Source organism: Microbacterium sp. Leaf436, assembly GCF_001424715.1.
Lineage (GTDB): Bacteria > Actinomycetota > Actinomycetes > Actinomycetales > Microbacteriaceae > Microbacterium.
The window spans coordinates 561,812-586,305 of the sequence record NZ_LMRB01000001.1; the positions used below are offsets into that span (position 1 = coordinate 561,812).

The following is a 24,494-nucleotide window of genomic DNA, read 5'->3' on the forward strand; positions in this document are numbered from 1 at the left end:
GTTGGTGCCAGGCTGGTCTTCGCGGTCACGGCGGCCGCGTCAGACCTGCTCCGGAGGTCCCATGCTCGGCAAGATCCTCGTCCGCTACCTGTCCCGGTACCGCTGGCTCCTCGTGGCGCTGCTGGTGTTCCAGTTCGTCGCGGCGATGGCATCCCTCTACCTGCCGCGCCTGAACGCCGACATCATCGATCGCGGCGTCGCCCAGGGCGACACGGGGTTCATCTGGTCGCAGGGCATGATCATGCTCGGCATCTCGCTCGGGCAGATCGTCGCCTCGGTCGTCGCGACCTACTTCGCCGCGCGCGCCGCCATGGCCGCGGGCCGCGACATCCGGCTCGATCTGTTCGAGAAGGTCAGCGGCTTCTCCGAGCGTGAACTGTCGCAGTTCGGCGCCGGTTCCCTCATCACGCGCAACACGAACGACGTGCAGCAGGTGCAGATGCTCGCGATGATGGGCGCCACCATGCTCGTCAGCGCCCCGCTGCTCGCCCTCGGCGGCATCTTCATGGCGCTGCAGCAAGACGTCGGTCTCAGCTGGCTGCTCGGCGTCGCCGTTCCGATCCTGCTGGTCGCGGTCGCCCTCATCATCGCCCGCATGGTGCCGCTGTTCCGCAGCTACCAGTCCAAGCTCGATGCCGTGAACCGGGTGATGCGCGAGCAACTGACCGGGGTGCGCGTGGTGCGCGCCTTCGTGCGCGAGCGCATCGAAGAAGAGCGCTTCCGCGAGGCGAACACCGACATCATGGACGTCGGTCGCAAGGTGGGCTCGCTCTTCGTGCTGCTGTTCCCGCTGGCGATGCTGGTGCTCAACGTCACCGTCGTCGGTGTCATCTGGTTCGGCGGCATCCAGGTCGACGCCGGCGGCGTGCAGATCGGTACCCTCTTCGCGTTCATGCAGTACGTGGCGCAGATCCTCATGGGTGTGCTCATGGCGAGCTTCATGACGGTGATGATCCCGCGCGCGGCCGTGTCGGCCGAGCGCATCGGAGAGGTGCTCGACAGTCACTCGACGCTCGAGCGTCCGGCGAACCCGGTGAGCGTCTTCCCCTCGGTCGGAACCGTCGAGTTCGACGACGTCGCCTTCGCGTACCCGGGAGCCGAGTCGCCCGTGGTGTCGGGCGTCACGTTCGCGGCCCACCCCGGAGAGACCGTGGCGATCGTCGGATCGACGGGGGCGGGAAAGACGACCCTCGTCTCCTTGCTCCCGCGCCTGTTCGACGTGACGGCGGGAGCGGTCCGCGTCGGCGGCGTCGACGTGCGCGAGGCCGACCTCGACCTGCTCTGGAAGAGCATCGGCCTGGTGCCGCAGCGTCCGTTCCTGTTCAGCGGCACGGTGGCATCCAACCTGCGTTTCGGTCGAGAAGACGCCACCGACGACGAACTGTGGCACGCGCTCGAGATCGCCCAGGGTCGCGACTTCGTCGAGGCGATGGAGGGCGGCCTCGACGGCAAGATCGCCCAGGGCGGCACCAACGTCTCGGGCGGGCAGCGCCAGCGCCTCGCCATCGCCCGAGCGATCGTGCACCGGCCGGCGGTGCTCGTCTTCGACGACTCGTTCTCGGCCCTCGACCTCAGCACCGACGCCCGATTGCGGCAGGCGTTGTGGCAAGAGCTCCCCGAGGTGACGAAGATCGTCGTGGCGCAGCGCGTCTCGACCATCACCGGTGCCGACCGGATCGTCGTGCTCGAAGACGGACGCATGGCCGGACTCGGCACGCACGAGGAGCTGCTGCAGTCCAGCACCACCTATCGCGAGATCGTCGAGTCGCAGCTGGGGGTCGAAGCATGAGCACTCCCGACACCCGCACCGAAGAAGAGCGCGCCGAACTCGAGCTCGCCGAACAGGCCCGTCTGAACTCGGGCGACTGGGACAGCGTCGCGCCGGGCAAGGCCTCGGACTTCGGCTCGAGCTTCCGCCGGCTGATCGGACTCCTGCGTCCCCACGCCGGGGCCTTCGGGCTCGTCTCGGTGCTCGGGGCCCTCGGCGTCGTGCTGGCGGTGCTGGCCCCGCGCGTCCTCGGCAACGCCACGAACATCATCTTCGAGGGCGTGGTCTCGCGCGGGCTCGCCGAGCAGTTCCCGGCCGGCACCCCGAAAGACACCGTCGTCGACGCCCTGCGCTCCGCCGGGCAGGGCGACATCGCCAACATCGTCGGCGCGATGGACAACTTCCAGGTCGGCGCGGGCGTCGACTTCGATGCGCTGCGCATCGTGGTCGTGACCGTGCTGGCCATCTACGTCGGCTCGTCGCTGCTGTCGTGGATCCAGGGCTACGTCATCAACATCATCATGGTGCGCACCATGTGGCGCCTGCGTGAAGACGTCGAGGCCAAGGTCAACCGGCTCCCCCTGTCGTACTTCGACAAGGTGCAGCGCGGTGAGCTCATCTCCCGGGTCACGAACGACATCGACAACATCACGCAGACGATGCAGCAGTCGCTCTCGAGCGCTCTCACCTCCGTGCTCACGGTCGTGGGCGTGCTCATCATGATGTTCACCATCTCCTGGCAGCTGGCCCTCGTCGCGCTCATCTCGCTCCCGCTCATGGCGGTCATCTTCGGGGTGATCGGCCCGAAGTCGCAGAAGGCCTTCGGCGAGCAGTGGAAGAAGGTGGGCCGTCTCAACGCCCGCGTCGAGGAGTCGTTCTCGGGTCACGCGCTGGTCAAGGTCTACGGCCGCGAGAAAGACGCCCGCGAGAAGTTCGAGGTCGAGAACGAAGAGCTCTACCAGGCCAGTTTCCGGGCCCAGTTCCTCTCCGGCATGATCATGCCGGGCATGATGTTCGTCGGAAACCTCACCTACGTCGGCATCGCGGTGCTCGGTGGGCTCATGGTGGCCGGCGGGCAGATCCGCCTGGGCGACGTGCAGGCGTTCATCCAGTACTCGCAGCAGTTCACGCAGCCCCTGTCGCAGCTGGGTGGCATGGCCGCGGTCGTGCAGTCGGGTACGGCCTCGGCCGAGCGCGTCTTCGCCCTGCTCGATGCCGACGAGCAAGGCCCCGACGCCCCCGACGCCCCGCGCCCGGGCGACGGACGCGGGGTCATCGAGTTCGAGAACGTCCGCTTCGCGTACTCGCCCGATCGCCCGCTCATCCGCGACCTGTCGTTCCGGGTCGAGCCGGGTCAGACGGTCGCCATCGTCGGACCGACGGGGGCCGGCAAGACCACCTTGGTCAACCTGATCATGCGGTTCTACGAGCTCGACGGCGGGCGCATCCTGCTCGACGGTCAGGACATCGCCGAACTGCGCCGCGACGACGTCCGCTCGCGCACCGGCATGGTGTTGCAAGACCCGTGGCTGTTCGCCGGGACGATCCGCGACAACATCCGCTACGGCCGCGAGACCGCCACCGACGACGAGATCCAGCAAGCCGCCGTCGCCACCCGCGTCGACCAGTTCGTGCACTCGCTCCCCGAGGGGTACGACACCGTCCTCGATGAGGACGCCGCGAACGTCTCGGCGGGTGAGAAACAGCTCATCACCATCGCGCGGGCGTTCGTCGCGCGTCCGTCGGTGCTCATCCTCGACGAGGCGACCTCGTCGGTCGACACGCGCACCGAGCTGCTGCTGCAGCAGGCGATGGCCGCGCTGCGCGAAGGACGCACGTCGTTCGTGATCGCGCACCGCCTGTCGACGATCCGCGATGCCGATCTCATCCTGGTCATGGAGCACGGCGACATCGTCGAGCAGGGGACGCACGACGAGCTGATCGGCACCGAGGGGGCGTACTACCGGCTCTACCGTTCGCAGTTCGAGCAGGCCACCGCCGACGTCGATCTCGCGGCGGCCGAGGCCCCCCGCGCGGCTGATCCCCGGCAGGCGCCGGCCACCGACGACGCCGTGGTGGTGTCGGCGATGGCGGCCGCGGCATCCGAGGTTCCCGCCCCCGCCGGGACCGACGGGCCGCCGCGCCCCGCGCACGGTGCTCCGTCGCCCGACCCGCGGCTCGACGGTCGGGACTGACTCCGCCCGCGCCGATCCGCCCGCCCGGTGCCGCGCCGGGCGGGCGGTGCCGCGTCCGGCGCGCTTCGGGCGCCCACGCCCCCGTCCTCCACACCGCGAGACGGCTCCGGGTTCGCGAAAACCGCTCGGGTACAGTGGTGCGAGCGCATGAACCGCACCGTGCGACCCGTCCGCCGCATAGATAGGCCTCACCACCCGTGACCACTTCTGCGACGCCCGCCGACCATCCCGTATCCGACGACGCGCACGATCCCGCCGTCTCGCGCGAGACTCCCGCCCCGGCCGAACGTCCGCTCACGGTCCTCATCGGCGCCGACACGTTCCTGCCCCACGTCAACGGGGCCGCCCGCTTCGCCGAGCGCCTCGCCGCCGGTCTCGTCGCCCGCGGTCACGACGTGCACGTCGCCGCGCCCAGCATCGGCCGTGGCCACGCGGGCACGGCGACCGAGGTGATCGAGGGGCAGCCGATGACGCTGCACCGTCTTCCGTCGTACCGCTTCCTTCCGCACGACTGGCTCACGTTCGTATGGCCCTGGCGCGCGAAGCACTACGCGCGACTCATGCTCGACCAGATCCGGCCCGACGTCGTGCACATCCAGTCGCACATCATCATCGGCCGAGGACTCGCCCGCGAGGCGCGCAAGCGCGGCATCCCGGTGATCGCCACCAACCACGTGATGCCCGAGAACATCCTCGACTTCACGACCCTGCCCGACTTCCTCGACCGCATCATGCTCAAGCTGGCCTGGGCCGATGCCAAGCGCACCTTCGTCATGACGCGCGCCGTCACGACGCCCACGCGTCGGGCCGCCGACTTCCTGCAGGCGACGATCGGCATCGAGGGTGTCATCCCGATCTCCTGCGGTATCGACCGCTCGAACTACACGCCCGACCTCGAGCCGCGCGACGCGAACCGCATCCTCTTCGTCGGACGCCTCACCACCGAGAAGGGCATCGACGTCATCCTGCGCGCGATGACCAAGATCGACCCCGCCCTCGACGTGACCTTCGACATCGTCGGTGGCGGCGACCAGCGCCGCAACCTCGAGCAGCTCGCCGAGCAGCTCGGTCTCGCGCACCGCGTGACCTTCCACGGCCACACGTCCGAAGAAGAGCTGCGCGCGCTCTACTCGCGCGCGTCGGTCTTCGCGATCGCCTCGATCGCCGAGCTCCAGTCGATCGCGACGATGGAGGCGATGGCCTCCGGCCTGCCGATCGTCGCCGCCAATGCGGTCGCACTCCCGCACCTCGTGCACGACGGCGAGAACGGGTACCTGTTCGAGCCCGGAAACGCCGACGAGCTCGCGGCCCGGTTGACCGACGTGCTCACCGCCGCCCCCGACGAGCGTCGGCGGATGCAGCAGGCGTCGCTCGACGGCGTGATCGTGCACGACATCGGCCGCACCCTCGACACCTTCGAGGCGCTGTACCGCGGACGCCCGCTCCCGGAGTGACCTCGTGCACGTCGTGATGTTCGCCGACCAGCACCTCGAGTCGCTGGGCGGCGCGCAGGTGTCGATGCGGTTGCAGAAGCGCTTCCTCGAGCGCGCGGGCCACGTCGTCACCGTCGTCGCTCCGCGCCTGCACCGCCCTGCGCCCGACGACACCGCCTACCTCGACCTGCCCTCGATCCCCCTCACGCTCGATCGCGAGTACGCGCTCACCTGGCCCGGTGCCCGGACCGACCGGTTCGTGGACTCCGAGATGGGCGCGCGCCTGCCGGTCGACGTCGTGCACGTGCAGGCCGACTTCTGGGGCGCGTACATCGGGCACCGTTTCGCGGCGCGGCACGGCCTGCCCGTCGTGCACACGATGCACAACCGCGTCGACGTGGGCATCGAGGCGACCGCCCCGTTCCCGGGCCTGGTACTGCGCGCGCTGAACGCGTGGGCGCGACGCGCGTTGCCGCGACAGGTCGCCGCGCCGGCGGCGGGACGCGATATCGCACCGGCCGGCAGCGACATCGACGGCTGGGCGTACCTTCGCCGTCTGGCCGCGGTGTCCCGCGCCGTGACCGCCCCCTCGGGTCACTTCGCGCGTCGTCTGGAACGGCACGGTGTCGCCGACGCGGTCGACGTGATCTGGAACGGCATCGACGACGACGCGCTCGACGCCGCCCTCGCGGCCGGACCCACCGAGCGTCGCCCGGGCCGTCCGCGTTTCGTCTGGCTCGGCCGCATGAGCCCCGAGAAGCGCCTGCTCCCCTTCCTCGAGGCGGTCGCCGAGTCGGGGATCGACGCCGAGGTCGAGATCATCGGCGGCGGCGGTCAGCTCCGTGCCGCGCAGCGGCTGATCGAGCGCCGGGCGCCGGTGGCATCCGTCACGTTCGCGGGACGCCTGTCGTACGCCGAGACCCTCCGCCGGCTCGCCGACGCCGACGCCGTGGTGCAGACGTCGATCGGCTTCGAGACGCAGGGCATGACGGTGTTCGAGGCCGCCTCGCTCGGCACCCCCGCCGTCGTCAGCGACCCCGACATCGGCGCCGAGCTCGGCGCCGGGATCTGGACGGTTCCGGATGCCACGGTCGCGGCGCTCTCGCAGACCCTCCGCCGCTCGGCCGCCGACATCGCCGCCGGGTCGCCGGTCACGCCCGACGCGAGCGTCGCGGAGCGGTTCCGCCAGTCGTCGCGCACGGCGGCGATGGTCGCCGTGTACGAGCGGGCGGTCGCCGCGGGGCGCTGACCCGGCGGATCCCACGCCCGCCGAGCCTCGGCCGCGCCGGGGCGGCGTGTGCCGCGTCGTCGGGTCACTCCGTTCCCACGATGCGCAGCGGAGCGGTCGCCGTCGAGGCCGACGGCAGGGTGACGTGCATGCTCGGGCGTGCGGCTTCGACCGCGGGAGCGGCCTGGACCGTCTTCTCCCGCGAGCGGGCCGAACGGGGCGCCGACGGGGCGACGCGCGAGGGGTCGGTGGGGATGCGCCCGTACCCGTCGGTCCGCACGAGCCACACGGTGCCGACGATGCCGGCGAGCGAGAGGATGCCGAGGGCGATGAAGTAAGCCATGGCAGAGACGCTACGAGTAGAGGGAAAGTGTCACGAGTGGCATGATGGACGGTGTTCGTCATATTTCTGCCACACCGGAGGTTCGCATGCGCTCGGTCGCCGTCGTCATCCAGCCCGGCTTCGCCCCGTTCGAGTTCGGCCTCGCGTGCGAAGCTTTCGGCCTCGACCGCAGCGACGACGGCATCCCGAATTTCGACTTCCGCATCGTCGCGCCCGAACCCGGGGTCGTGCCCTCGAACATCGGTTTCTCGGTGAACGTCGATCTCGGTCTCGAGGCGGCGTCCGACGTCGACATCCTGGTTCTCGCCCCCATCCCGCGGGATCAGTGGGGCACCGTCGACCCGCGCGTGGTCGAGGTGGTGCGCGCCGCCCATGCCCGTGGCGCCTGGTTGCTGAGCGTGTGCAGCGGGTCGTTCGTCATCGCCGCCGCCGGGGTGCTCGACGGAAAGCGCGCCACGACGCACTGGCGTTACGCCGATGTCATGGCGCGGATGTATCCGGAGATCGAGGTCGACCCCGACGTGCTCTACGTGCAGTCGGGCAACATCGTTACGAGCGCCGGAACCGCCGCGGGACTCGACGCGTGCCTGCACTTACTGCGCCAGGAGCTCGGTTCGGAGCTCGCCAACCGTATTGCGCGACGCATGGTCGTCGCGCCGCAGCGCGACGGGGGCCAGGCGCAGTTCATCGCCTCGCCGATCCCGATCGACTCGTCGCTCTCGCTGGCTCCGGTGACCGAGTGGATGCTGCAGAACCTGGATGCCGAGCTCTCGGTCGATCGACTCGCGGCACGCGCGCACATGTCCCCGCGCACCTTCGCCCGCCGCTTCAAGGCGGATCTCGGCGCCACGCCCGCGGCCTGGCTCGCGCGCCAACGCCTGCTGCACGCGCAGCGACTGCTCGAAGAGACCGATCTGGGGCTGGACCGCATCGCCGCCGAGTGCGGCTTCGGTTCGGCGGCGGTGCTGCGCCAGAACTTCGCCCGAGCGATGGGACTCACCCCGACCGCCTACCGCGCGCGTTTCTCGTGCAACGCCGATGAGCGAGTCGCCTCCGCGACCGTATCGGCTCCGGCGGTGGCGGAACCGATTCCGGCCTGAGGGCCGCGCCGCGCCCGCTCTCACACCGCCACCGCTCCCGCGCTGCCCGCGCCCGCTCTCACGCCGCGCCCGCGTCCGCGCTACCGCCTGTGCCGCGGCATCCATTGTTCTCACGCCGGTGCACTGCTAAACTTGAGTCCACGCAACTCAAGTTTTTGAGACCGCGAACAGATTTTGGGAGAACACATGAACGCCACGCCACAGCCGGGGCAGGAGGACGCGCGGAGCGCCCTCGAGCAGTTCGGCATCAACCTCACCGACCGTGCCCGCCAGGGCAAGCTCGACCCCGTGATCGGGCGCGACGGCGAGATCCGCCGCGTCAGCCAGGTGCTGACCCGCCGCACGAAGAACAACCCCGTGCTCATCGGCGAACCCGGTGTCGGCAAGACCGCCGTCGTCGAGGGGCTCGCGCAGCGCATCGTCGCGGGCGACGTCGCCGAGAGTCTCAAGAACAAAGAACTCGTGTCGCTCGACATCTCGGCGCTCGTCGCCGGCGCGATGTACCGCGGCCAGTTCGAGGAGCGACTGAAGAGCGTCCTGAAAGAGATCACCGAGTCCGATGGGCGCGTCATCACGTTCATCGACGAGCTGCACGTGCTCATGGGCGCGGGCGGCGGCGAGGGCTCGGTCGCGGCATCCAACATGCTCAAGCCCATGCTCGCCCGCGGCGAGCTGCGGCTGATCGGCGCGACCACGCTCGACGAGTACCGCGAGTTCATCGAGAAGGATGCCGCTCTCGAACGCCGCTTCCAGCAGGTGTACGTCGGCGAGCCCACGGTCGAAGACACCGTGGCGATCCTCCGCGGCCTGAAGGAGCGTTACGAGGCGCACCACAAGGTCGCCATCGCCGATGCGGCGCTGGTCGCCGCAGCGTCGCTGTCGAACCGCTACATCCCCGCGCGCCAGCTGCCCGACAAGGCCATCGACCTGATCGACGAGGCGGCCTCGCGTCTGCGCATGGAGATCGACTCCGCGCCCCTCGAGATCGACGAGCTGCGCCGACACGTCGATCGCCTGAAGCTCGAAGAGCTCGCGCTGAAGAAAGAGAAGGACGCGGCCTCGAAGGAGCGTCTCGCCACGCTCCGCGACACCCTCGCCGGCGAGCAGGCCAAACTCGACGAGCTGCAGGCCCGGTGGGAGCGCGAGCGCGCCTCGCTCAACCGCGTCGGCGACCTGAAGACCCGTCTCGACTCGGCGCGCGTGGATGCCGAGCGCGCCCAGCGCGAGGGCAACCTCGAACGCGCGTCGCGGTTGCTGTACGCCGAGATCCCGGCGCTCGAGCGCGAGCTCATGGCCGCCGAGCGCGAGGAGCCCACCGGCGACCGGATGGTCAACGATCAGGTCACCGACGAGGACATCGCGGCGGTCATCGCCGCCTGGACCGGCATTCCGGTCGGGCGCCTGCTGCAGGGCGAGACCGAGAAGCTGCTGCACCTCGAGCGCGAGCTCGGCAAGCGCCTGATCGGGCAACGCGATGCCGTGAAGGCGGTGTCCGACGCCGTCCGCCGCTCGCGCGCCGGGATCAGCGACCCGAACCGTCCGGTCGGATCGTTCCTGTTCCTCGGCCCGACCGGTGTCGGCAAGACCGAGCTGGCGAAGTCGCTCGCCGACTTCCTCTTCGACGACGAGCACGCCATGGTGCGCATCGACATGTCGGAGTACGGCGAGAAGCACTCCGTCTCGCGCCTCGTCGGTGCCCCTCCGGGGTATATCGGGTACGAGCAGGGGGGCCAGCTCACCGAGGCCGTGCGCCGTCGTCCCTACAGCGTCGTGCTGCTCGACGAGGTCGAGAAGGCGCACCCCGAGGTGTTCGACGTGCTGCTGCAGGTGCTCGACGACGGTCGATTGACCGACGGCCAGGGCCGCACGGTCGACTTCACGAACGTCATCCTGGTGCTCACCTCGAACCTCGGCTCGCCGATCCTCATCGACCCGACGCTGTCGATCGAGACCAAGCACGAGCAGGTGCAGGCGCTGGTGCGCCAGGCCTTCAAGCCCGAGTTCGTGAACCGCCTCGACGACATCGTCATCTTCCAGGCCCTGAGCCAGGACGACCTGGCGCAGATCGTCGAACTCGCCGTCGATGCCCTGCACAAGCGACTGCGCGAGCGCCGGCTGTCCCTCGCGGTCACGCCCGATGCCCGCTCGTGGCTCGCCGAACGCGGGTACGACCCGGTGTACGGCGCCCGGCCGCTGCGTCGCCTGATCCAGACCGAGATCCAGAACCGCCTCGCAATGGCGATCCTCGCCGGCACGGTGCGCGACGGCGATGTGGTGCGGGTCGACGTGGCGAGCGACGGCGACTCGCTCGTGCTGGCGAGCGCGGGCCCCGCCCAGCCCGAGACGGGCGACGACGACGTGATCGAGGCCGAGATCGTCGAGTAGTCGAATGCGAGAGGGGGATGCGGCGCGCGGTGCGCGGCATCCCCCTCTCGTGTGCGGTCGGCCCCGCATCGCGCGGTGCCGGTCTCCGCGTCCCGGCCCCTCGCCCATAAACGCTGTTCGTGCGCATAAACGCGCTGGCTGAGCGTTTCTGCGCAGGATGAGCGTTTATGCACAAGAGGGCGTCGGCAGAGCGCGTCGGCCGTGCGCCGACGCCATGAGGAACGCCCGCCGCACCGGGAAGACCCTCGGCGGGGTCTCCGGTGCGGCGGGCGTTCGTGACGGGCGGGACGCTCAGTCGTCGACGAGCAGCGACTCCGCCACGGAGCGGCGCTCGCGGGGAGCGAGCTCGCGCTGGCGCAGGCCCTCTTCGGCGGCGTCGATGTCGCCGAGAGCGCCGACCGCGATCACGGTGACGGGGGTGAAGCGCGCCTCGATGTCGAAGGCGGCACGCAGGTCGTCGGCCACGAAGCCGCCCATCTGGTGCGTCGCGAGACCCTCGGCGTGTGCCTGCACGGTGAAGTGCGCGGCGGCCTGGCCGGCGTCGTAGAGCGCCCACGGGCGCGCGTCGCCCTCGGCGGTCTCGTGCTCGGCGAGCACGACGAGCAGGGCGCCGGCGGCGGGGGCCCAGGCCTGGTTGAAGCCCATGAGGGCCGACACGATCTTCTCGTGCGCCGCCGAACCGCGACGGGCGAGGATCAGGCGCCAGGGCTGGTGGTTCATGCCCGAGGGTGCCCAGCGGGCGGCCTCGAGGGCGGAGCGCAGCGCGGTCTCGTCGATCGGCGTCTCGGGGTCGAAGATGCGGGTGCTCCAACGCTCGGCGAGCACGCCGAGGATCGGAGCGTCGGTGGGTGCGGTGCGGTCGAGGGTGAGGGACATGGCTACTCCTGAGAACGGGGACAGATCCGGTCGCCATTGACCTCCACCATTGAACACACACGGTCTCTTTCGTGTTCCCTCGTGACGGTATGGGTCGTCCAGCCTCGGTCCCGGCAGCCGTGCACAACGGCGGGGCCAGGCGGCAACACGCCGGTTCGGGATGCCGATACCCCGGCGTGTCTGCCCGGCCCCCGCCGTTGTGCACGCGGCGGCGCCGCGGCGAGGTGCCCCGACGGGACCTCAGCCCCTCGGCGTCACAGCTTCCAGGACTCGGGGCCCGTGGAACCGGCCGGGTACTCGTCGAGCGGCACCCGGTTCTGGCGCCACGCGTCGATGACGGGCTGCACGATGCGCCAGCACTGCTCGGCCGCGTCGGCGCGCACCGCGAGCATGGCGTCGCCGTCGAGGATGCCCGAGAGCACTTCGCCGTACGCCTTCAGTCCGCCGACGCCGAGGTCGGCGGCCAGCGTCACGCGCTCGAGTTCGAGGGGGTCGTCGGCGCCGTTGACGTTGAGCCCGAGGCTCATCGTGTCGGGGCCGAGCGAGAAGACGAGCACCGACGGGTCGCTCTCGCCGACGAAGCCGCCGGGAAGGTGCCGCACGGGCTTGAAGGTGACGGTCGCGGCCGGGTCTCCGGCATCCAGCGCCTTGCCCGACCGCAGTGTGATCGGCACCCCCTGCCAGCGGGCGGTGCGCACCTCGACGGTCATCTCGGCCAGTGTCTCGGTGCCGCGCGACGCATCGACACCCGGCTCGTCGACGTACGAGGCGAAGTGGCGGTCGCCGACGTCGCCCGCCGTGTACCGCGCGCGCCGGGAGTTCTTCACCGGGTCGTCGTCGAGCACGTGGGTCGCCCGCAGCACCGCCGAGGTGGCATCGCGCAGGTCGAGCTGGTCGAGGGTGGAGGGCGGCTCCATCGTGACGAAGGCCATGACCTGCAGCAGGTGGCTCTGGATCATGTCGACGAGCGCGCCGGCGGAGTCGTAATACCCCGCGCGGCCCTCGAGGCCGAGCTTCTCGGGGAAGTCGACGGTGATCGACGCGATATCGTCGGCCGACCACACGCTCTCGATGATGCGGTTGGCGAAGCGCGCGCCGAGCAGGTTGAGCACCGTGGAACGCCCGAGGAAGTGATCGATGCGGAAGACCTGGTCCTCGGGAACGAGCGTCGCCAGCTGCTGGTTGAGCTTGTGCGCGCTGGCCTCGTCGGTGCCGAACGGCTTCTCGAGCGCGAGGATCGTTCCCTCGGGAATGGTCACGTCGCTCAGCGCGAGGCACGACTTCTCGGCCACGGCCGGCGGGACGGCGAAGTACAGCGCCGGACGCCCCTCGGCGTCGTCGAGCAGCTGCTGCAGGTCGGCGGCCTTCGTGATGTCGGCTCGGGAGTAGGTCGTGGCCGAGACCGAGTCGAAAGCAGCCTCGGCGTCCATCGTCTGGAACGCCCGGTGCACCACCTCGCGCCAGTGCTCGTCGGTCCAGTCCTCCATGCCCGCGCCGTGCAGGCGCACCGACCGCCCGGGCTCGCGCACGAGCAATTGGCCCAGGGCCGGGAGGAGCAGTCGAGAAGTGAGGTCGCCTGAAGCGCCCAGGATGATCAGGGTGGTGTCCGCCGCCATGCCGCTCAGCGTAGCGACACCTTCCGACCTCGCCCCGCCCTTGCGGATGACCCAGGGATGCCACTCATCGAACCCAGAGGTGCGATGCGGGTGTTTGCTGCCATGATCCGAGGGTGACCACTCCGATCGAGGACTACGCCGTCCTCAGCAACTGCCGGTCCGCCGCCCTCGTCTCCTCGCGAGGGAGCATCGACTGGCTCTGCCTGCCGCGGTACGACAGCGGCTCGATGTTCAGCGCGCTGCTCGGCGACGAGTCGCACGGCGCGTGGTCGTTGCGCCCGGCCGATCCCGAGGCGCGCGCGACGCGTCGGTACGACGGCGACACGTTCGTGCTCGTCACCCGCTGGGAGACCGAGACCGGCGTCGCCGAGGTGTACGACGCCATGCCCGTCGACGAGGGGGTGGAGGCCGTCATCCGCCGCGTGGTCGGGGTCTCGGGCCAGGTCGACTTCGTCAGCGAGGTGCGTCTGCGCTTCGACTACGCCCGCGCCGTGCCCTGGGTGCGGCAGATCGGCCACGCCGACGAGCACGCGATCCTCGCCGTCGCCGGCCCCGACGCCGTGACCCTGCGGGGCCCCCGTCTCATCGCCGTCGGCACCGCTCACCGCGGCCGGTGGACGACGAGCCCGGGCCACCGCGTCGACTCGGTCCTGTCGTGGGGGCCGTCGTGGCAGGACCCGCCGGTGTCGTTCGACGTGTCGGCGGCGCTGGAGCGCACGCGCGAGTGGTGGTCGTCGTGGGCCGACCGCGTGCAGTCCGCCGGCACGCACGCCGCCCTCGTCACCCGTTCCCTCATGGTGCTGCGGGCGCTCACGCACTCCGAGACGGGCGGCATCGTCGCCGCGGCCACGACTTCGCTGCCCGAGGCGTTCGGAGGCTCGCGCAACTGGGACTACCGCTACGTCTGGCTGCGCGACGCGGCCCTCACGCTGAGCGCGTACATCGACCACGGCTACCTCGACGCCGCACAGCGCTGGCGCACCTGGTTGCTGAGGGCGATCGCCGGGGACCCCGCCGACGTGCAGATCATGTACGGCATCGCGGGCGAGCGCGACCTGCCGGAGCGCGAGATCACCAGCCTCCCCGGGTACGGGGGAGCCGCCCCCGTGCGCATCGGCAACGGCGCCGTCGACCAGTACCAGGCCGACGTGATCGGTGAGGTCATGGTGGCGCTCGAGGCGGCGCGGAACGCCGGCGTCGAAGAGACGACGTTCTCGTGGTCGCTGCAGCGGGCGTTGCTCGACCAGCTCGCGAGCGAGGTCGACCGGCCCGACCTGGGCATCTGGGAGATGCGCGGCGAGCCGCACTTCTTCACCCACTCGCGGGCGATGGTGTGGGCGGCGTTCGATCGCGGCATCCGCGCCGTCGAAGAGGGCGGGCGCGACGGCGACGTCGACACCTGGCGCACCCTGCGCGATCGGGTCCGCGCCGACATCGACGCGCACGGGGTGCACGAGGGCGGATGGTTCACGCAGTACTTCGGCACCGACGAGGTCGATGCCTCGCTGCTGGTGCTGCCCCAGGTCGGGTTCTGCGCGTACGACGACCCCCGCATGCTCGCCACCGTCGCCCGCATGGAAGAGACGCTCATGCCCGACGGGTGGCTGCTGCGCTACCGCACGACCGGTGTCGACGGCCTCACCGGGGACGAGCATCCGTTCCTCGCCTGTTCCTTCTGGCTGGTCGGGCAGTACGCGCACAGCGGTCGCCGCGACGAGGCCGTGACGCTGATGCACCGGCTCACCGCCGTCGCGAACGACCTCGGCCTGTTGTCGGAGGAGTACGACCCCACCACCGGTCACCAGGTCGGTAACACCCCGCAGGCGCTGTCGCACCTCGCGCTGGTGGGGGCGGCCGATGCGCTGGATGCGACGGCGCCGCGCCCCGGCGCCTGATCTCGTCGCGGCGTCGGGTCGCTCGGGCTCCTCGCCCTGCACGGCGGGGGCTGACGTCGCGGAAGACCGCTTCCCGCCCCCGCCGCCCCCGCGCGGCTCTAGAGTCAACGCATGGACGACGACGTCGAGCTGCGGCACCTGCGCGAGCGGGTCTACGGTGCCGACGGCGCCGCCGCGACGCCGGCCATGATCGAGCGTCTCGGCGAGCTCGAAGAGCGGGTGCGCCGCGCCGGGAGCGGCGAGCCGGAACGTGCGCCCCGGCGCGACCCCGATGCCTCAGACCCCCCGACCCCGGATGCCGCGCCCGAGGGCGCCGAGCCCGCGGACGCCGACGCCCGACCACCGCGCCCCGCCCTGCGGTGGGCGCTCGCCGCGGTCGGCGCCCTCGCCCTGCTCGGCGTCGGCGCCGCGATCGGCGCGGGGCTGTCGGCCGTGCCCTCGACCGCCGCGACCCCGGACCCCGCGGCGGCGAGCCTGCCCGAGCTGACGTTCCCGCAGACGGTCGAAGACGTGATCTCGGCCGACATCCTGCGCGACAGCGGCATCGACCCCGCCAGCACGCGCTACATCGCGACGGTGAGCGACTTCCGCATCTACCTCGCGCAACCCGACGACGGCGACGGGCGCTGCATCGCGACCTTCACCTCGACCGACAACAGTCCGTGGTCGGCGGGGTGCGCGAGCGGCGCGCAGACGGGGGCCGCGGTCTTCGGCGTCGACGAGGAACTCACCGTCGCGATCGGGGAGCCGGTGCGGTCGGTGATCGACGGCATCCCGATCCGCCTGTCCGACAGCGTCACGGCCTTCGTGGCGCGCTGAACGAAGGAGCACGATCATGTTCGATCCCGCCGGTGCCTTCTCGGGTTTCGCCGTCGACGACCTCGACGCGGCCCGCCGGTTCTACGCCGCCACCCTCGGCCTGACGGTGGAGGTGTTCGAGGACACGGGCTTCCTCTCGCTCCAGCTCGGATCGGGCGGGAGCGTGCTCGTCTACGGCAAACCCCATCACGAGCCCGCCACGTTCACGGTGCTGAACTTCCCCGTCGCCGACGTCGAGGCAGCCGTCGACGACCTGCGTTCCCGCGGCGTCGACACCAAGATCTACCCCGACGCCGATATCCCCACCGATGAGCGCGGCATCATGCGCGCGGGCGGCCCGCTCATCGCCTGGTTCCGCGACCCGGCGGGCAACGTGCTCGCCGTGCTCGAGGAGTGACGGCGCCGAGACCGGGTGGCGCGGCGCGAAGAGGGGGATGGATGCCGAACCCCTGGCATCCATCCCCCTCCGACGTGAGCCGCTCGATCAGCCCTTCAGCGCCTCCGCCAGCTTGACGCGTGCGCCCATGCGCAGCAGCGAGTTGCGGTAGATGCGCGAGCCGACGCCGATGGCCGCGATGCACGAGACGAGCAGGATGAGCAGCGAGAGCACGGGCTCCCACCACTGTGCGTCGCCGAGGTACATGCGCAGCGGCATCCCCACCGGTGCCGAGAACGGCACGTACGACATGACCGTCAGCACGACCGGGTTGTCGTTGAAGAAGATCACCAGGAAGTACGGCGCCATGATCAGCATGGTGATGGGGGTGGTCGTGGCGCCGATGTCCTCCTGGCGCGAGACCATCGCGGCCGCCGCGGCGAACAGCGCCGCCAGCAGCACGAACCCGAAGAGGAAGAAGATCGCGAACCAGGCGATCGGTGCCCCGAGGGCGCTCAGCACCCCGGCCTGATCCGTGACGGCGAGACCGATGACGGCCACGGCCGCCAGCAGCACGATCTGCGCCATCGCGAGCACCGTGTTGCCCAGCACCTTGCCGGCGAGCAGGGTGCGCACGGGGATCGCCGAGATGAGGATCTCGACCACGCGCGTCTGCTTCTCTTCCACCACGCTCTGCGCGATCGTGCCGCCGAAGGTCGAGGCGGCGATGAGGAACACCAGACCGAAGCCGAGGGCGATGAGGTAACGCAACGCGCTCGCCGCTCCCGCACCCGGTTCGAGCTCCTGCACGGGCGGGGTCTCGCTCAGCATCTGCAGCAGCGTCGAGGGCACGCTGTCCTTCACCACGACGGTGTAGTCGAACGCGGCATCCGACGAGCCCGAGACCAGGGCGGCATCCACCGTCCCGTCCTCGACGAGGGCGGTCGCGGCACCGTCGTCGGCGGCGACGGTGACCTCGAGCCCGTCGAGGCTCGACACGGCGCTCTGCGTCTGGGAGGTGACGGCGACGGGGATGCCGCTGCCGCTGGCGTTGCCGGCGGCGAACCCGCCCCAGATCACCGAGGCGAGGGCCGCGACGACGAGGATGGCGGTCGAGATGACGAAGGACTTGCTGCGCAGCTTCGACCCGATCTCGCGCTCGGCGACGAGCCAGACGCTCTGCAGCTCGCTGGGAGCGTGACGGGGAGTGGGCGACGGAGTGCTCACTGGATGACCTCCTTGAAGATCTCGGCGAGGGTGGGACGCTGGGGCGCGAAGCTGACGACGTCGCCCCGCGACACCGCCCCCTGCAGCACGCGTTGAGCGGCGCTGTCGTCGTCGGCGTCGAACAGGGCGTAGCCACCGTCGAAATCGAGCACCGTGATGCCGGGCTCGTCGCGCAGCCAGCCGGCGTCGCCGCGCGACACCAGCTCGTACCGGTGGGTGGCGTGCTGGGCGCGCAGTTCGTCGCGCGTGCCCGCCGCGCGGATCGTGCCGCCGGCGATGATGACGAGGTCGTCGCAGAGGCGCTCGACGACGTCGAGCTGGTGCGATGAGAAGAGCACCGCGGCGCCCGCCGCCGCCTTCTCCTGCAGCACGCCGGCGACCACGTCGACCGCCAGCGGGTCGAGGCCCGAGAACGGCTCGTCGAGGATGAGCACGTCGGGCTCGTGCACGAGCGAGGCGGCGATCTGCGCGCGCTGCTGGTTGCCGAGCGACAGGGTCTCGACGAGATCGCCGAGGCGCTCGCCGAGTCCGAGCCGCTCGAGCAGGGCGGTGGCCTTCTCGTTCGCCTCGGCCTTGCCGAAGCCGTGCAGGCGAGCGAGGTACGCGATGTGCTCGGCGACCTTCATCTTCGGGTAGAGCCCGCGCTCCTCGGGCATGTACCCGAAGCGGCGCCGGTCGGCGGTGGTCAGGGGCGCGCCGTTCAGCGCCACCGTGCCGCCGTCCTTCGCCAGCACACCCAGGGCGATGCGCATGGTGGTCGTCTTGCCGGCGCCGTTGCCGCCGACGAAACCCGTGAGTCGCCCGGGGGATACCCCGAAGCTCACGTCGTCGAGCACACGGCGGTCGCCGTACCTCTTGGTGATGCCGTCCAGCTCGAGCACGGTGCGTCCCTTCTCCTCGGTGCGTCCCACGCTACGGAGGGCGGGCGTCCGGCGCCTCCGCCCTGGGGAGGGTCGGGCGGCTCCCCCTCGCGGGGGACCGGTGGGGGCAGCTCAGGCCAGGCCGTGCCGATGCGCCAGCACCACGGCCTGCACGCGGTCGCGCGCGCCGAGCTTCTGCAGCACGTTCGACACGTGCGTCTTCACCGTCGCTTCGCCGATGAACAGGCGGGCGGCGATCTCGGCGTTGCTCAGGGCCTCGGCGACCAGCCGCAGCACCTCCGACTCCCGCTCCGTGAGGGACTCGGCGAGAGCGGGCGGGGGGACCGGAAGAGGGGATGCCGCCGGCTCGGGCGCACCGGTGGCGAAGCGTTCGATGACCCGACGGGTGACTTCGGGGGCGAGCAGGGCGTCGCCGGCACCCACGATCCGCACGGCCGCGACGAGCTCCTCGGGACCGGCGTTCTTCAGCAGGAACCCGCTGGCGCCGGCGGCGAGGGCGGCGAAGAGGTAGTCGTCGCGGTCGAAGGTCGTCACGATGAGGATCGCGGCGTCGGAGCCGGGGTCGGCGGTGAGTCGGCGTGTGGCGTCGAGACCGTCCATGTCGGGCATCTGCACGTCCATGCAGATCACGTCGGGACGCAGCGCGCGCGCCGCGGCGAGGGCCTCGACCCCCGACGCCGCCTCGCCGACGACGGTGATGTCGTCTTCGAGCGACAGGATGGTGCGGAAGCCCGCGCGCATCATCGCGTGGTCGTCGACCAGCAGCACCCTCAGCTCAGACATGCGCCACCTCGGCGTCCACGACCGGGACGCGCACCCGCACGAGATACCCGCCGCGCGAGCGCGGGCCGATGTCGATCGTTCCGCCCGAGACGGCCGCGCGCTCGCGCATGCCGAGCTGGCCGAGCCCCGACGCCGCCGACCCGGCGCGCCCCGTGTTCGCGACCTCGAGTTCGATGGCATCCGGATCGAATCGCAGGCGCACGTCGGCGGTGGCACGGGGACCGGCGTGCCGACGTGCGTTCGTGAGGGCCTCCTGGGCGATGCGGTACAGGTTGACCTGCACGAGAGGTGCCGGATCGCGCGTGGGCTTCCCGATGATCGTGAGGGTGGTGGGCAGTCCGGCGGCGGAGGCCTCGTCGACCAGCGCCGAGATCGACGTCAACCCGTGCGTGGTCGGCGCGGTGTCGGGGGCCGCCTCGCTGCCGGGGGTGCGGAGGGTCTCGAGCAGCTGACGCAGCTCGTGCAGCGACGTGCGCGCCGACACCTCGATGCCCGCCAGCACCTCGCGCGTCTTGTCGGGGTCTCGGGCGAGCAGTGACCGGGCGACGCCCGCCTGCACCCCCATGAGCGACACGTGGTGCGCGACGACGTCGTGCAGTTCGCGCGCGATGCGCACGCGGTCGAGGGCGACGGCCTGCGCCGCCGTGACCTCGCGCTCGGCCTCGAGTTCGGCCGTACGCTCCTCGAGCGCGGCGCGCTGACGCATCTGCTGGAACGTGCGGTTGCCGAAGTAGTAGGCGCCGCCGAAGTAGAGGGCGTTCACGCCGATCATCAGCAGCTGGTAGGCCACGAAGGGCGAGAAGGCTCCGGCGCGCGAGAACGCGCCCTCGACGGCCGGATCGACGGGCTGCGTGGCGTCTTGGAACATGACCACGAACAGCCACGCGAACATGCCGACGATGATCGCGACCCGCACGATCGTGGCGCGGCGACGGTGGGGCTCCCAGGCGCCCACGGTGTACAGCGCGATGAACATCGCGATGTTGCCGGCGTACAGCTCGGGAATGCGGAACGTCACGGCGAAGAAGTACGCGACCGAGACGACGACCGCCGCCACCGATGGCCAGCGCCGGCGGAACGCCAGCGGGATCGCGAGCACGGCGACGTATCCGAGGGCGATCGCGAGCGAGCCCTGCTGGTCGCCGTAGATGCCCGAAACCGACGACAGCACCGCGCTGAGCAGCCCGCCGAGCAGCAGCACGACCGCGAGCACGATGTCGTTGCGCTGCTGGGTGCGGGTGAGCCGGGGCATCCCTCCACGGTAGGGGTGAGCCGCGGCACATGCATCCCCCGCGCGACGGAGCACGCGACCCGGGGAATACCGGGGCGTTCACGATCCTTGCACGTGAATGAACCTGGGCGTTCGGCGCCCCCGTCATCCCAGAGAGGATCACCGTGACCGAGTACACGATCGGCTACATCGTCGGAAGCATCTCCAGCACCTCGATCAACCGCCGTCTCGCGAAGGCGCTCGAGAAGGTCGCCCCCGCGGGCGTGACCCTGAAGGAGATCCCGATCAAGGACCTCCCCTTCTACTCGCCCGACTACGACGGCAACTTCCCCGAGGTGGCGACGGAGTTCAAGAAGTCCATCGAAGACGCAGACGGCATGTTCATCGTCACCCCCGAGTACAGCCGCTCCATCCCCGGCGTGCTCAAGAACGCCCTCGACTGGTCGGCCCGCCCCTACGGCGAGGCGTCGTTCAACGACAAGCCGACCGCCGTCATCGGCACCTCGCAGGGTGGCGTCGCAACCGCCGCGGGCCAGCAGCACCTGCGCTCCGTGCTCCTGCACTACAACGCCCTCGTCCTGGGGCAGCCCGAGGGCTACATCCAGTCGACCCCCGGCCTCTTCGAGGACGACGGTACGGTGACCGACGAGGGCACGGCCGCGTTCCTCCGATCGATCATCGAGGCGCTCGTGACGCTCATCGAGCGCACCGCGCCCGCCGAGGTCCCCGCGGCCTGACGATCGGGCATCACGGCGGGGTCGGGGTTCGCCCCGGCCCCGCCGTCGTTCGACGCGGGGCGGTCAGGGGTGTGGGGCGCGTTCTGTGCACTGGGGCGGACGATGCACGCCCCGATGCACAGAAGGCGCCCCGAACGACGCGACGCGAGACGTCGGTGTTCACCGCGGTGGTCAGCGCGAGGACTGCTCCTCGCGCCAGCCCTCCTCTTTCTGGATGTACTCGTTGTCGGCGAACGCCGCGAAGTCGGTCTCGTCGGTCACGCGACGCACCTCGAGCTTGTTGCCGGCGATGAGCGGTGCGCGCCGGGCCCACTCGACGGCCTCGTCGCGCGTCGACACCTCGATGATCCAGAAGCCGTTGAACAGCTCGTGCGTCTCGCCGTACGGGCCGTCGGTGACGACCGGCTCCTCCCCGCCGAACTCGACGACGAAGTTGGCGCTCATGTCCTCGGCCAGACCGTCGCCGGCGACGAGCACGCCCGCGGTGATCATGGACTCGTTGTACGCGCCCATCTCGTTGATGACCTGCTCGAAGGGGATCTCTTTGTACGCCGCGTACGCCTCGTTGGTGCCGCGCATGATCAGCATGAACTTCATCGTGGACTCTTCTCGTGGGTGCTCTCGCGAGCGAACTGAGGGGAGCGAATGCCTTCCCCTACTATCGCGTCGAACGGCGCCGGGCGGAATCGTCAGGGGTCGAGAGAATTTCCGGATGCCGCGGACGTGGTGCGGCGCGGAATCGCGGGAGTGCCCCGGAATCAGAGTCCGCGGCGGCACGGAGAAGATTCCGGTGCGCGCGTTCGATGCTGCGCCGCCGCCCGAGCGGACGGATGGCCGCTGAGCCGGCGCTCAGCCGAAGATCATCGGCAGATCGTCGTCATCGTCGGCGCCCGAGAGGTCGAGGTCGGCCACCACGGGAACATGATCGCTCGGAACCTCGCCCTTGCGTTCGTTGCGGTGGATCTCGGCGCCCTGCACGGCGTCGGCGAAGGCCCGCGAGCCGAGGATGAAGTCGATGCGGAGCCCCTCGTTGCGGGGGAAGCGCAGCTGCTTGTAGTCCCAATACGTGTAACCGGTGGGGAGGAGGGGCCGCACGACGTCGGTGAGTCCGGCCGTCTCGAAGGCGGAGAACGCCGCCCGCTCCGCGGGAGAGACGTGCGTGCTCGCGCCCTGCACGATCGTCGGGTCGCCGTTGTCGGCATCGGTGGGCGCGATGTTGAAGTCGCCCGTCAGCGCGAGGGGCAGGTCGGGGTCGCCCGCGAGGGTGTCGGCGGTGTACTGCCGGAGCTTGTCGAGCCAGTCGAGCTTGTACGTGAAGTGCGGGTCGTCGAGCCCGCGCCCGTTGGGCACGTACAGGCTCCAGACGCGCACGCCGCCCACGGTCGCACCGATGGCCCGGGCTTCCTGGGGAAGATCGGGGCCCTCTTTGCCCTTCTCGAAACCGGGCATGCCGGGGAATCCGATCTCGACGTCCTCGAGGGGCTCGCGGCTGGCGATCGCGACGCCGTTCCACTGATTCAGGCCGTGCGCGGCGACGTGATACCCCGCCTCTTCGAACGCGGCGTAGGGGAACTGCTCGGTCTTGCACTTGATCTCCTGCATCGCCAGCACGTCGATGTGCTCGCGCACGCAGAACTCGACGGTGCGGGCGACGCGGGCGCGGATGGAGTTGACGTTCCAGGTGGCCAGGCGCATGGCATCCAGCCTACTTTCGTGCGCCGACATCGATGAGCGCGCGACAGGTGCCACACGGTCACCCCGCGACGCCCCCGTGCCCGCCCGCCGTGTGCCCGCCCCTCTAGACTCGACGCCGTGACCACCGCCTCCACTCCCGAGCTCGAAGCCGACCGTCAGGCGCTCATCCGCCTCATCTCCGACGAGGCGGTGTTCCACGGCGACTTCACCCTCTCGAGCGGCAAGAAGGCGACGTACTACGTCGACATGCGAAAGCTCACCCTCGACCACCGTGCCGCCCCGGCGATCGGGCGTCTCGTGCTCGACCTCGTCAAAGACCTCGACGGCGTCGTCGCCGTCGGCGGGCTCACGCTCGGCGCCGACCCCATCGCCAACGCCGTGATGCACGAGTCGGTGCACGCCGGCCGTCCGCTCGACGCGTTCGTCGTGCGCAAAGAGGCGAAGGACCACGGCCGCGGTCGTCAGATCGAGGGGGCCGACATCGTCGGCAAGCGCGTCGTCGTCGTCGAAGACACCTCCACCACCGGTCAGTCGGCGCTCAAGGCCGTCGAGGCGCTGCGCCGCGAGGGTGCGGAGGTCGTGGCCGTCGCCGTGATCGTCGACCGCAAGACCGGCGCACAGGCCGCGATCGAGGCCGAGGGCCTGCAGTGGCTCGCCTCGGTCGACCTCGACGACTTGGGGCTCGCGCCGCAGTAGTCGGATCGCCGCGCCGCCCGTCCGCGCCCGTCACGAGAGCGGGGCCCACGACGCGAACATGCCGCCGAGGCGTGAGTCGGTGGCGCCGCCTGTCTCCTGACGCGGTCCGACCCACGGATGCCGGGCACCCGGCGCGCCGCCTCGATCCCGCCCTCAGGGCGAGTCGTCTCCCGGCCCCGGCCCATCGAACGGATCGCGGCCCCCGCCGCCGCGGCGCGATCGTCTCCACTGCACCACGAACGCGACGAGCGTTCCCAGGGTGATGAAGAAGGCGACGATCAGCCAGAGCGTGCGGTCGTCCATGCGGTCGTCCTCTCGGTGGGGCGGCTCAGAGACCCGCTTCGAGGCCCTCTTCGCCGTCGGCGAGGTCGGTCTCGAGGGGCTCCTGGCGCACGAGTTCGGCGATCGAGCCGAGGATCTCGTCGGGGCGGAAGGGGTAGCGCTCGATCTCGCGCTGGTCGCTGATGCCGGTGAGCACGAGCACGGTGTGCAGGCCCGCCTCGATGCCGGCGACGATGTCGGTGTCCATGCGGTCGCCGATCATGCCGGTGTTCTCGCTGTGCGCGCCGATGCGGTTGAGCGCCGAGCGGAACATCATCGGGTTCGGCTTGCCCACGATGTAGGGCTCTTTGCCGGTCGCCTTGGTGATGAGGGCGGCGATGGCCCCCGTGGCGGGCAGGACGCCATCGGTCGACGGGCCCGTGGCGTCGGGGTTCGTCGCGATGAAGCGGGCTCCGCCGCGGATGAAACGGATGGCCTTGGTGATGGCCTCGAACGAGTAGTTGCGCGTCTCACCGACCACGACGTAGTCGGGAGCGGTCTCGGTCATGATGAACCCGGCTTCGTGCAGGGCCGTCGTCAGACCCGCTTCGCCGATGACGAAGGCGGATCCACCGGGCATCTGCGACTTGAGGAAGTCGGCCGTCGCGAGCGCCGACGTCCAGATCGACGCCTCGGGCACGACCAGGCCGGAGGCCCGCAGCCGCGCGCTGAGGTCGCGCGGGGTGAAGATCGAGTTGTTGGTCAGCACGAGGAACGGGGTGCCCTCGGAGCGCCACTGCGCGAGCAACTCGGACGCTCCCGCGATCGGGGTGTTCTCGTGGACGAGAACGCCGTCCATGTCGGTGAGCCAGCACTCGATGTCGCCTCGGGTCCGCATGCGGCCAGCCTAGCCCCGGCCTCCGACACGCCGCCGGAACGAGCGCGGGCG

General features: G+C 70.6%; 22 protein-coding genes. 11 read left to right on the top strand and 11 right to left on the bottom strand.

Translation table 11 applies throughout. The features are described from left to right. The first annotated feature begins 61 nt into the window (after nt 1–61). The 4 genes from ASG45_RS02720 (at nt 62) to ASG45_RS02735 (ending at nt 6,645) form a co-directional block, all read left to right on the top strand. Entirely contained in the window at nt 62–1,789 is a 1,728-nt protein-coding gene (locus tag ASG45_RS02720) for an ABC transporter ATP-binding protein (protein WP_055832711.1), read from the top strand. Continuing rightward, nucleotides 1,786–3,963, top strand: coding sequence for an ABC transporter ATP-binding protein (locus tag ASG45_RS02725; protein WP_235561550.1), 2,178 nt, complete (start codon nt 1,786–1,788; stop codon nt 3,961–3,963). The genes ASG45_RS02720 and ASG45_RS02725 overlap by 4 nt, the downstream gene beginning before the upstream one ends. A gap of 197 nt (nt 3,964–4,160) precedes the next feature. Further along, a complete protein-coding gene (locus ASG45_RS02730; RefSeq protein ID WP_055832712.1) occupies nt 4,161–5,417 on the top strand; it encodes a glycosyltransferase in 1,257 nt (418 codons plus the stop codon). Nucleotides 5,418–5,421: 4 nt separating this feature from the next. After that, nucleotides 5,422–6,645, top strand: coding sequence for a glycosyltransferase (locus tag ASG45_RS02735; RefSeq protein ID WP_055832713.1), 1,224 nt, complete (start codon nt 5,422–5,424; stop codon nt 6,643–6,645). A 64-nt stretch (nt 6,646–6,709) separates the two neighbouring features. Here ASG45_RS02735 and ASG45_RS02740 read toward each other — a convergent pair whose 3' ends face one another. Further along, entirely contained in the window at nt 6,710–6,967 is a 258-nt protein-coding gene (locus ASG45_RS02740) for a hypothetical protein (protein WP_055832714.1), read from the bottom strand. Nucleotides 6,968–7,053: 86 nt separating this feature from the next. Here ASG45_RS02740 and ASG45_RS02745 point away from each other — a divergent pair, with 86 nt between their 5' ends. Continuing rightward, complete coding sequence (locus ASG45_RS02745; protein ID WP_055832715.1) at nt 7,054–8,067, top strand: GlxA family transcriptional regulator; 1,014 nt, start codon at nt 7,054–7,056, stop codon at nt 8,065–8,067. Nucleotides 8,068–8,253: 186 nt separating this feature from the next. Further along, complete coding sequence (locus ASG45_RS02750) at nt 8,254–10,452, top strand: ATP-dependent Clp protease ATP-binding subunit (RefSeq protein WP_082516426.1); 2,199 nt, start codon at nt 8,254–8,256, stop codon at nt 10,450–10,452. Between the two features lie 291 nt (nt 10,453–10,743). On the opposite strand, the gene ASG45_RS02755 is transcribed toward ASG45_RS02750, so the two are convergent. Further along, nucleotides 10,744–11,328: a nitroreductase family protein gene (locus tag ASG45_RS02755; protein WP_055832716.1), complete on the bottom strand. Its 585-nt coding sequence runs from the start codon at nt 11,326–11,328 to the stop codon at nt 10,744–10,746. Nucleotides 11,329–11,582: 254 nt separating this feature from the next. Then, on the bottom strand, nt 11,583–12,944 hold the full coding sequence (locus ASG45_RS02760) for a glucose-6-phosphate dehydrogenase (RefSeq protein WP_055832717.1): 1,362 nt from the start codon (nt 12,942–12,944) through the stop codon (nt 11,583–11,585). 113 nt (nt 12,945–13,057) lie between these two features. Between ASG45_RS02760 and ASG45_RS02765 the strand changes: the two genes are divergently transcribed. The 3 genes from ASG45_RS02765 to ASG45_RS02775 all read left to right on the top strand — a co-directional run bounded on the left by ASG45_RS02765 (nt 13,058) and on the right by ASG45_RS02775 (nt 16,055). Beyond that, on the top strand, nt 13,058–14,839 hold the full coding sequence (locus ASG45_RS02765) for a glycoside hydrolase family 15 protein (RefSeq protein ID WP_055832718.1): 1,782 nt from the start codon (nt 13,058–13,060) through the stop codon (nt 14,837–14,839). Nucleotides 14,840–14,950: 111 nt separating this feature from the next. Further along, entirely contained in the window at nt 14,951–15,658 is a 708-nt protein-coding gene (locus tag ASG45_RS02770) for a hypothetical protein (RefSeq protein WP_055832719.1), read from the top strand. Between the two features lie 16 nt (nt 15,659–15,674). Continuing rightward, complete coding sequence (locus ASG45_RS02775) at nt 15,675–16,055, top strand: VOC family protein (protein WP_055832720.1); 381 nt, start codon at nt 15,675–15,677, stop codon at nt 16,053–16,055. 87 nt (nt 16,056–16,142) lie between these two features. Here the strand turns inward: ASG45_RS02775 and ASG45_RS02780 are convergent, their stop codons facing one another. The 4 genes from ASG45_RS02780 to ASG45_RS02795 all read right to left on the bottom strand — a co-directional run bounded on the left by ASG45_RS02780 (nt 16,143) and on the right by ASG45_RS02795 (nt 20,177). Further along, a complete protein-coding gene (locus ASG45_RS02780; protein ID WP_055832721.1) occupies nt 16,143–17,261 on the bottom strand; it encodes an ABC transporter permease in 1,119 nt (372 codons plus the stop codon). Then, nucleotides 17,258–18,142, bottom strand: coding sequence for an ABC transporter ATP-binding protein (locus tag ASG45_RS02785; protein WP_055833202.1), 885 nt, complete (start codon nt 18,140–18,142; stop codon nt 17,258–17,260). The genes ASG45_RS02780 and ASG45_RS02785 overlap by 4 nt, the downstream gene beginning before the upstream one ends. 111 nt (nt 18,143–18,253) lie before the next feature. Next, nucleotides 18,254–18,925, bottom strand: coding sequence for a response regulator (locus ASG45_RS02790; protein ID WP_055832722.1), 672 nt, complete (start codon nt 18,923–18,925; stop codon nt 18,254–18,256). Beyond that, complete coding sequence (locus ASG45_RS02795) at nt 18,918–20,177, bottom strand: sensor histidine kinase (RefSeq protein WP_055832723.1); 1,260 nt, start codon at nt 20,175–20,177, stop codon at nt 18,918–18,920. The genes ASG45_RS02790 and ASG45_RS02795 overlap by 8 nt, the downstream gene beginning before the upstream one ends. A gap of 143 nt (nt 20,178–20,320) precedes the next feature. Between ASG45_RS02795 and ASG45_RS02800 the strand changes: the two genes are divergently transcribed. Then, nucleotides 20,321–20,893: an NADPH-dependent FMN reductase gene (locus ASG45_RS02800; protein ID WP_055832724.1), complete on the top strand. Its 573-nt coding sequence runs from the start codon at nt 20,321–20,323 to the stop codon at nt 20,891–20,893. A gap of 171 nt (nt 20,894–21,064) precedes the next feature. On the opposite strand, the gene ASG45_RS02805 is transcribed toward ASG45_RS02800, so the two are convergent. After that, nucleotides 21,065–21,490: a YciI family protein gene (locus ASG45_RS02805; RefSeq protein WP_055832725.1), complete on the bottom strand. Its 426-nt coding sequence runs from the start codon at nt 21,488–21,490 to the stop codon at nt 21,065–21,067. Nucleotides 21,491–21,742: 252 nt separating this feature from the next. Then, a complete protein-coding gene (locus ASG45_RS02810; protein WP_055832726.1) occupies nt 21,743–22,588 on the bottom strand; it encodes an exodeoxyribonuclease III in 846 nt (281 codons plus the stop codon). A gap of 117 nt (nt 22,589–22,705) precedes the next feature. Here ASG45_RS02810 and pyrE point away from each other — a divergent pair, with 117 nt between their 5' ends. Beyond that, nucleotides 22,706–23,284 carry an orotate phosphoribosyltransferase gene (pyrE, locus tag ASG45_RS02815; protein ID WP_055832727.1) on the top strand — a complete coding sequence of 193 codons (579 nt, stop codon included), beginning with the start codon at nt 22,706–22,708 and terminating at the stop codon, nt 23,282–23,284. Nucleotides 23,285–23,437: 153 nt separating this feature from the next. On the opposite strand, the gene ASG45_RS16080 is transcribed toward pyrE, so the two are convergent. Beyond that, complete coding sequence (locus tag ASG45_RS16080; protein WP_156458661.1) at nt 23,438–23,587, bottom strand: hypothetical protein; 150 nt, start codon at nt 23,585–23,587, stop codon at nt 23,438–23,440. A 25-nt stretch (nt 23,588–23,612) separates the two neighbouring features. Further along, a complete protein-coding gene (locus ASG45_RS02820; protein WP_055832728.1) occupies nt 23,613–24,443 on the bottom strand; it encodes an HAD-IIA family hydrolase in 831 nt (276 codons plus the stop codon). Nucleotides 24,444–24,494: the final 51 nt, after the last annotated feature.

Coding starts and splice junctions, on each gene's coding strand:
- ASG45_RS02720 (WP_055832711.1), top strand. CDS start 62: ATGCTCGGCAAGATCCTCGTCCGCTACCTGTCCCGGTACCGCTGGCTC.
- ASG45_RS02725 (WP_235561550.1), top strand. CDS start 1,786: ATGAGCACTCCCGACACCCGCACCGAAGAAGAGCGCGCCGAACTCGAG.
- ASG45_RS02740 (WP_055832714.1), bottom strand. CDS start 6,967: ATGGCTTACTTCATCGCCCTCGGCATCCTCTCGCTCGCCGGCATCGTC.
- ASG45_RS02745 (WP_055832715.1), top strand. CDS start 7,054: ATGCGCTCGGTCGCCGTCGTCATCCAGCCCGGCTTCGCCCCGTTCGAG.
- ASG45_RS02750 (WP_082516426.1), top strand. CDS start 8,254: ATGAACGCCACGCCACAGCCGGGGCAGGAGGACGCGCGGAGCGCCCTC.
- ASG45_RS02755 (WP_055832716.1), bottom strand. CDS start 11,328: ATGTCCCTCACCCTCGACCGCACCGCACCCACCGACGCTCCGATCCTC.
- ASG45_RS02760 (WP_055832717.1), bottom strand. CDS start 12,944: ATGGCGGCGGACACCACCCTGATCATCCTGGGCGCTTCAGGCGACCTC.
- ASG45_RS02770 (WP_055832719.1), top strand. CDS start 14,951: ATGGACGACGACGTCGAGCTGCGGCACCTGCGCGAGCGGGTCTACGGT.
- ASG45_RS02775 (WP_055832720.1), top strand. CDS start 15,675: ATGTTCGATCCCGCCGGTGCCTTCTCGGGTTTCGCCGTCGACGACCTC.
- ASG45_RS02790 (WP_055832722.1), bottom strand. CDS start 18,925: ATGTCTGAGCTGAGGGTGCTGCTGGTCGACGACCACGCGATGATGCGC.
- ASG45_RS02795 (WP_055832723.1), bottom strand. CDS start 20,177: ATGCCCCGGCTCACCCGCACCCAGCAGCGCAACGACATCGTGCTCGCG.
- ASG45_RS02805 (WP_055832725.1), bottom strand. CDS start 21,490: ATGAAGTTCATGCTGATCATGCGCGGCACCAACGAGGCGTACGCGGCG.
- ASG45_RS02810 (WP_055832726.1), bottom strand. CDS start 22,588: ATGCGCCTGGCCACCTGGAACGTCAACTCCATCCGCGCCCGCGTCGCC.
- ASG45_RS16080 (WP_156458661.1), bottom strand. CDS start 23,587: ATGGACGACCGCACGCTCTGGCTGATCGTCGCCTTCTTCATCACCCTG.
- ASG45_RS02820 (WP_055832728.1), bottom strand. CDS start 24,443: ATGCGGACCCGAGGCGACATCGAGTGCTGGCTCACCGACATGGACGGC.